We start from the raw sequence: 7,923 nt of genomic DNA, 5'->3' as shown, positions 1-7,923 counted from the left end.
TGAACTGTTTACAAAAAATAATTACAAATCAATAAGTCCTGGTGACGATAAACAGTTGAAACTGTTTGATTTATAACCGGACACTAGTGATAATTTATAATCGCTCCAAGGTAACCGCACCAAAATAGAGCGTCATGCTTTTGGAGGTCTGTAGGGTATTCATAGATGTGTACCGTGTAGCGGTTTCCTGTTTGTAGCCCTGTGCGCAAGCGCGGGGAAATAGATAGTTAACCAAGAAAACGCCGCATAGCGGTGTTCTGTTAGTCCTCCTGGGAATCCTTCTTTTTTCATTCCCGAGCCTTTTATATAGCACCGCTATGCGGCGCCGATTTTTATAGCTTCACTTTACACCCTGTGCTCCCACACAGAGCTACAAACAGATGGCCGCTATGCGGCAAAATTTTAGAAACTGTTTTAATTTTATACGAATATTTTATTATATCTTTTTCTTCGTTCATTTTTAGTCTGTTTTTGGCTGTTTTTTCCTTTCTCTCAACTCAACCAGCGGTCACAGGAGCGAAGCGTATGTAAATAGCCCGCTATTATCGTTTCAAGAAAGAAAAAAACATCTCTAAAACATCTCTAAAAATTGGAACGAATAAAATTTAAACAGTTTCTTAATATCGGGTGAAAGATATTTGGCTCCACCGATTTTCAATTCGCACTACAACGTTCCTACAAAGGATATACATTTTGATGAGGTTGCCCTAATAATCACTCAAAGATATTATAAATATTTTCCATTTTTATTGTATATTTCAAATATATCCACTTACTTTGCAATTCAAAGTAGAATAATATGGACACAAATCTGGATGATATAAAACACATACGTTCCATGATGGAGCGTTCAAGCAAGTTCTTGTCGATAAGCGGCATGTCGGGAGTACTGGCAGGTACATTTGCTATCATTGGCGCTGTATTGGCTCATCTTGTGCTTGATGGTAAACTGACCTTTACCAATGACCTTTTATATGATCTTATCCTCATTGCAGGTGTTGTGCTGGTATGTGCCATTACTGCGGGGTTAGCCTTCTCCGTTCGCAAGGCCAGAAAGAGTAATTCCAAACTGTGGATGCCTGTTACATTGCAGATCGCAAAGGATTTTTGTGTCCCGCTCGGGGTAGGCGGTATATTATGTATCATACTTATTTTTAAGCATGCTGCATTTATGGTTGCTCCATGTATGCTTATCTTTTACGGCTTGGGACTGATAGCCGCGGGGGCACGTACTTTCCGCGATGTAAAGATACTGGGAGCATGTGAGATATTATTGGGTCTGGCTGCTGCCATAGTGGTTGGTTACGACCTGATATTCTGGGGAATAGGTTTTGGTGTTTTGCATATAGTGTATGGCATTCTAATCCATTGTAAATATGACATGAAGTCAGAGAAAAACGGTTGATTATGAAGGATATTATATCAGGCTTGAATAAAATCTTCGACAGCCGTGTACGTCTGGGGATAATGTCGGTGCTGATGGTTAACGACAGTGTAGACTTCAATACGATGAAGGAACTGCTCGATGTTACCGACGGCAACCTGGCCAGCCACCTCAAGGCATTGGAAAAAGAAGAGGTAATAGAGGTAAGGAAGCAATTCTTAGGCAGGAAGCCGAATACTTCATACAAGGTAACACCCTTGGGAGAACAGCTTTTTAAAGCACATATAGACGCACTTGAAAAATTGCTTAATCCTTTGTCTTAAAATTTTTTTATTCTTAAACTTTGAAATTCAAAGAGCTTTTATTTTAATATATTTAATTCAAACATTTATGAAAATGAACTTTGGTACAGATATGATTTTTGTGAAAGTCATAGTGATTGCGGTTCTGGCTGTTGTGATGCTATTGCCTATTAATCTGATAAAATCCCTGGTGGAAGAAAGGGAAGAGAACCAGCAAGTCGTACAGGATGAAATAAGCGAGAAATGGGGTGGGAACCAGACCGTTTCGGGGCCGGTTTTGGTCTTGCCATACCAGAACGGGATGGATAAAAATCACAACCCTATAATATCTTATGCTTATTTTCTCCCCGAAAACTACAATGTAGAAGGAAGTATTAATACGGAGGCGCGTTCGCGCACGCTTTTCAATACATTGGTTTACCAGTCGGTGCTGAATGTGAATGGTATGTTCGCCTTACCTGATTGTGCCCAATTGAACATCAAGCCGGAGCAAGTACGCTGGAATGAGGCTTTTGTCCTGATAGGTGTTTCAGATTTGCAGGGGATAAAGAATAAGATCGTGTTTAATGTGAATGGAGTACCTCAGATTGTGAGGCCTGGCGTGAAAAATAATAGTTTCGTTGAATCGGGGGTTACAGTGGATATGCCGCTCGATCCGGCTACAAAAGTCTATAATTATAATTTCGATTTATCGCTTAACGGTAGTGAGGGGCTATACTTCAATCCGGTGGGTAAAGAAAGCAACATCCACCTGAAATCGGGTTGGAAAACAGTTTCCTTCGATGGTAATTTCTTGCCTACGGAACGGATTATCAATAATGAAGGATTTGACGCCAAATGGGATATTTACGATTACAACCGCAACTATGTGCAAATGTGGGTAGGCGAGAACAGTATCGTAAAATCGTCCAAACTGGGTGTGGATATGAAGTTCCCTGTCGACAAATACCAGATGACAATGCGTTCGGTCAAGTACGCCATCATGTTCATCGTACTGACATTTGTTGTATTCTTTTTGGTCGAGTTGCTTAGCCGCAAGCGTATCCATCCGGTACAATACCTGCTGGTAAGCTGTGCCCTTATTATCTTCTACACGCTGCTGCTGGCTATATCGGAACATTTGAGCTTCGGATTGTCTTATCTGATTTCCGCTTCCGCGACCACACTCCTTATAGCCGCGTATTCTACTACGATGTTCAGGAGTATAAGGCAGGCCGGAATGATGGGACTGTTCCTTGCAGGGCTGTATACATACCTCTATATCGTATTGCAACAAGAAAACCTTTCACTGCTATTTGGCGCTGTAGGGCTGTTTATCGCGTTGGCAATCGTTATGTTCGTCCTCCGCAAAGTAGACTGGTATAAGAGTGATAAGGATGGGGATAAGGAAAAGGCAGAGGATGTCAATGATTCTCCGGTTATTATTACCGGGTTCAAAGATGACGTTCCTCCGGTTTATACTCCTAAAGATGAGAACGGTAATGTAGATTAAGTTTAGTAACTGTATAAATTTTATTCGTTCAAATTTTATAATAAGATAATTTCAAATGGAAATAATAATGTCAATCAGTAGTTGAAAATATGATTAATATAATCGTTCTTTAATTTTCTGCACAAAAACCATCATGGTTTAAACTTTTTAGCATTGGCTCATACTGCCGCGCCCTCTCGGGCTTGTCCTTCCTTTTGGCATTGCCCAAAAGGAAGCAAAAGGCTAGTGCTTCGTCCCTCGGCGACCCACCAACGGCTTGCCGGCTAAACGGGACGAAACTCGCCTTCGGCTCGGACAACATCCCGTTTCACGCCGTCTGCACCGGGTGGGTGCCCCGCCTGCGGAACAGATGCACGGAGTCGCGACGCAACGTCAAGACAGAGGATAGACCCTGCAAATCAGGCGTCAGCCAGCGCCGTTAGCAAGCGTACGGGGTACCCACCCGGTGCAGGCGGCGTAGAATGAAGTGCGGGCGCTTTTAAGCATCGTCTGCCAATTATTGCAATGATGAATCTTTCATCACTTCATTCAGCCGGCAAGCCGATGGTGGGTCGTACGGCGAAGCGGGGCGCAATGCTTTTTTGCTTACTTTTGGAGCTTTGGCCAAAAGTAAGGTAAGCAATCTGTGATTGCGCGCAGAATAAAAAATAAAAGAACATATAATTTAAACAAAAGCAAATACTGATTCGCATTAATAACAGAATTTGCAGGCTGGTAGGAGAAGGAAAGAGGTTTTGCCAGGCAAAGAAATTCCTTAAAGCCAAAGACACATAACTATCTTTCATAATTATTTTGACTGTGATTGTTAAAAGCGTATTTTTGTAAGACAAACTATTTTCTATTATGACTCAGAAAAAGAAAATCTATGCTATAATCAACCCTAAATCAGGAACTTCTGCAAAGCAAAACTTTCCGCATAAGATAGCGGACGCCTTTGATGCCCATAAGTTTGATATACATATTTTTATAACCGGATACGCCGGGCATGGGTCGGAAATAGCACAGCAGGCAATAAAGGATAAAGTGAATTACGTAATTGCTGTGGGTGGGGACGGTACGGTCAATGAAGTAGGCAGTGCCCTTGTGGGTTCGGATGTGACTCTCGGTATAATACCGATGGGCTCGGGCAATGGCCTGGGACGCGATCTGAATATCCCCATTGATGCAAAGAAAGCAATAGATATTATACTCGAAGAGAATATTATATCCATCGACTACGGAACGGTCAACGACCGTATCTTCTTCTGTACCTGTGGCGTTGGGTTCGACGCGGAAGTAGCGGCCAAGGTATCAGGCAGGAAGAACCGAGGCTCGCTGATGTACCTGAAGAACATGCTGGAGACATTCTTTCAGCAAAAGCCACAGCAGTATGTGGTAACCTGTCCCGAAGGAACCATCAAGGATAAGGCTTTTGTGGTAACATGCGCCAATGCTTCCCAATATGGGTACAACGCGCATATCGCGCCCCATGCCAACATTCAGGATGGATTGATGAATGTCGCTATATTGAAACCGCTTAGCATATTGGACGTCCCGCAGACTTCATTGCAATTGTTTACCAAGAAGATTGATGAAAACAGCAAGATGGTGGAACTACTGACCAATGAAGTGACTATCAAGCGTGAAAATGAAGGTGTGATGCACATCGACGGAGACCCCGTGGAAATGGGGAAAGAAATACATGTAAAAGTGATCCCTCAGGGATTAAAGGTGCTCGTGCCAACGAAACCTCAAAAAAGACACCCGCTTGATCCTCAGGAACTGCTTTTGAGGGTTTTAGGTTCAATATAATATTATCAGAAAGTTTTCATTTAGTGTGGGTTAGCATCGAAGTGGCAAGTTAATTTAGCCCAATACGAAGCATTGGGTCAAAGACAAACACAGAGTCTGTGCACTGAAAGCGCAGGTTAATAAATGAATACGATTATTTGAACTAAACCTGCGCTTTCAGCGCGCGTTATTTCCCCAAGGCGACGCTTCGCTTGCCACTGGGCTAAAATAAGACGGGCTTCCAGCCCTTATAATTATCCACTCAAAACTTTATAGAGTCTATCAGAAAGAAAGCTCGAATGATATCCTGACCCCGTCCTTATCCACATTCGGATGATACAGGTAATTTACCCTTCTGACATAATCTATGCGGAAGAACTTGAAGATATTCTCTATTCCAATATTATATTCCAGATAAGGCTTGCTTCCTGTAGTGAATGTTTCCTGAGGAAACAAGAGCAGGTTGTGATTATGGCGCGGGTCGTTCCTTTCGCTCAGGTCGCCGATGAAACCACGGAATCCGAATACTTCACGCCACTTAAGCCATTTCAGTACAGGTATCCGGTTGAACAACCATCCACCCATGTGATAATATATTTCCCATGTTACCTGCGAGTCATGTACGAATTCGAGAGGCTCTATCAGGTAAAAATTTCCACGCTGGATAGTATATGAGGTATTGGCGCTAGGTGTTATCAGGAAAGGGAAAGGCGCTTCTCCCCATATTTTTTCGGCCTGAGCCGATAAGGTAAGCTTGCCATAAGGGGCGATCCACATCTGCTTAAAAAAGGACAGGGAAGTCCTGTTATAGCTGTATTGTCCGCCAAAGAGGTTGTCTATAGCCGTTACATGACTTAGTGTGTATATCGTACGGGGAGCCGTGATATTACTCCTCCTTCTTCGCATCTGATAGAATTTCTCTTTGGGGGCGTATCGCAATGTGAGCATCGCTTCGGTTGTACGTATTTTGTCCACTGTGTATTTATTGCCAGACTCATCCATTTTCTCAAAAAGCAGCTTCCCGGCGGCTTTTTCGTCAAAAGTATGCCCTGTGAGCGTAAAAGAAAACCCGCCGTAAAATTCTTTTTCGTACGATATTTCTGTCTGGCGGTTATAGGTCATCTTCTGATTGTTTGAAGTCCGCAGGGACATAAATATATTATCCCTTTCGGCCTGCGTCTGCCGCTGCCCTAAGGTGTTCATATCATACTTATACGCTACAGTCAGGTTATTCCTTGGATATTCGTCCTTTGTGTATTTTATTTTATTAAATGCCCATGTAGCTTCGCCATAGTATTTGAATTTTTCGTCTTTCGTACCATAGGCTGCATACCCGTACAGGAACAGGTGCGGGTGTAGGTTTTTCGTTGTATTCAGCGTTAAGCGGAGGCGGTTACCCTCTATGGTGTTGTAGCTGTACATCGTAGGAATGCGGCCAAGCTCCAGTTTGGTAGTCTCTTTATCTCCTCCTACGGGAAAATATCCCGTAGCCAGAATATTGCCTGCATTCAGCAGTACCTTGAACAAGGCTACCTTGTTGATGTCCTGCATCATCTGATCCATCTTATAGTCCTTCTTGAAGTCCGGAGGACGGTTGCCTGCCCAATATTCCTTGCTCCTTTTCAGGTAGTCTTTTTCGAATACCTCAGGTGCAGTGAGCGCAAAGATGGGATCCATCGGGTTATTTATAGCAAACTTCTCGTATGATTTAATTTTGTCTACATAGAACTTGACCATATTTACCAGCGAGAGGTCGATAGCCATACGTTCTTTCTCCGGAATCCATTTATTGTCGGCTGTTTTCTTAAAGTCCAGCTGGACTACGAGTTCTTCAACAAAGTTGATGTTCATTTTCTTGGGAGTTCTCAGTATGGCCCTTTTCACGGCAAACATACTGTCCAGCGAGATATACAGGTTTCCTGTGAAACCGATATCCCGCGAATTGAACGGGGCGAAATCGAGTTTTACATACCTGTCTTTGTCTATGTCTACCGTATCGGATATGTACCACCTGTAAAAGTTTACGGAGCTATGGTCGCTCAGCGGGCTTACAAATTGCTGGAAAAGCAGTGTAGTAGAGTTATCCGTCAGGTTAATGTCTTTAAATACCTCCTTGATTATCGCGTCCAGCGCTTCCGTTTCGAATGATTTGTCCAGCCCTTCTATATGGTATCCTTTTACCACACGTTTGTTATCTTTAGGTTCTTTCCTGTAAAAGACATCCGTCAGTTTTTCCCGCACAGATACAGGGAGTATAGGCTTCCCGTCTATCAGGGAAGTATCCATATAGTTGGGAAGGAATTTATAACGTTTAAACTGGGATTGTTCAGGTTTAAATTCATTGAGGGCTATAAATGTACGTTCATATTCCTCATACTGGTAATAGTCCAGCGCAGTTATGTTGTTGTCATGCTTATGGGCTATAACTTTCTTTATCAGTTCTACGGCCGGGTTGTTCTTTTTCGAATACTTCTCCTTTTGAGGGCGTACTACGACTTCTTTCAGCTCTTTATCTTCAGGTTCCAGCAGTATTTCCCTGGTGGTAGTCACACCGGGATGCACAGTAAAAGATTGTGCCTTATACCCCAAAAGCGAGGCTGTGACTGTGGTACGGTTTCCTCTGTAGTTCAACCGGTACTCGCCTTCTTCATCCGAGAAAGTTCCGGCCGATGTCTTATCGAACGTGATGCTTACAAATGGCAGCTTCTCGCGCGTGACGGCATCCCTTACAGTTCCACGGATTATTGTAAGCGATTGCGCATATGTAAGGCTACATAAAAAGCATAACAAAGAAAAAAGAATAATTTTTCTCAGGATAGTATATTGCGGCATTTCATCCATTCCTTATCGCTTAGATATTCCTAGTTGCGCAAAGTTACGTTTTTTAAATTAATTACTAGATGCTGCAAGGCCGAAATCATCCTTATATTTCCTGTCAGTTTGTAAAATTTTTCGGTTCGTCGCGCTCTTAATGT

At 42.8% G+C, this 7,923-nt stretch carries 5 protein-coding genes; 4 read left to right on the top strand and 1 reads right to left on the bottom strand.

The window, feature by feature from the left end; genetic code table 11:
• Positions 1–799: 799 nt before the first annotated feature.
• From D0T84_RS09615 to D0T84_RS09600, 4 genes are all read left to right on the top strand, one after another.
• The gene (locus tag D0T84_RS09615) at positions 800–1,405 is read left to right on the top strand and encodes a hypothetical protein (protein WP_163307667.1); all 606 of its coding nucleotides are present in this window, start codon (positions 800–802) and stop codon (positions 1,403–1,405) included.
• Between the two features lie 2 nt (positions 1,406–1,407).
• The gene (locus tag D0T84_RS09610; RefSeq protein WP_163307666.1) at positions 1,408–1,707 is read left to right on the top strand and encodes a transcriptional regulator; all 300 of its coding nucleotides are present in this window, start codon (positions 1,408–1,410) and stop codon (positions 1,705–1,707) included.
• Positions 1,708–1,774: 67 nt separating this feature from the next.
• Complete coding sequence (gene creD / locus D0T84_RS09605; RefSeq protein WP_163307665.1) at positions 1,775–3,178, top strand: cell envelope integrity protein CreD; 1,404 nt, start codon at positions 1,775–1,777, stop codon at positions 3,176–3,178.
• An 843-nt stretch (positions 3,179–4,021) separates the two neighbouring features.
• On the top strand, positions 4,022–4,969 hold the full coding sequence (locus D0T84_RS09600) for a diacylglycerol kinase family protein (protein WP_163307664.1): 948 nt from the start codon (positions 4,022–4,024) through the stop codon (positions 4,967–4,969).
• A gap of 261 nt (positions 4,970–5,230) precedes the next feature.
• Here D0T84_RS09600 and D0T84_RS09595 read toward each other — a convergent pair whose 3' ends face one another.
• The gene (locus D0T84_RS09595) at positions 5,231–7,789 is read right to left on the bottom strand and encodes a DUF5686 and carboxypeptidase-like regulatory domain-containing protein (protein WP_163307663.1); all 2,559 of its coding nucleotides are present in this window, start codon (positions 7,787–7,789) and stop codon (positions 5,231–5,233) included.
• Positions 7,790–7,923 lie beyond the last annotated feature (134 nt).

Origin of the sequence: Dysgonomonas sp. 521 (assembly GCF_010501055.1) — a bacterium.
Classification (GTDB): Bacteria; Bacteroidota; Bacteroidia; order Bacteroidales; family Dysgonomonadaceae; genus Dysgonomonas.
Note: the sequence above shows the minus strand (reverse complement) of the source record. Positions and strands in the feature narration are given on the sequence as shown.

Coding starts and splice junctions, on each gene's coding strand:
- D0T84_RS09615 (WP_163307667.1), top strand. CDS start 800: ATGGACACAAATCTGGATGATATAAAACACATACGTTCCATGATGGAG.
- D0T84_RS09610 (WP_163307666.1), top strand. CDS start 1,408: ATGAAGGATATTATATCAGGCTTGAATAAAATCTTCGACAGCCGTGTA.
- creD (WP_163307665.1), top strand. CDS start 1,775: ATGAAAATGAACTTTGGTACAGATATGATTTTTGTGAAAGTCATAGTG.
- D0T84_RS09600 (WP_163307664.1), top strand. CDS start 4,022: ATGACTCAGAAAAAGAAAATCTATGCTATAATCAACCCTAAATCAGGA.
- D0T84_RS09595 (WP_163307663.1), bottom strand. CDS start 7,789: ATGGATGAAATGCCGCAATATACTATCCTGAGAAAAATTATTCTTTTT.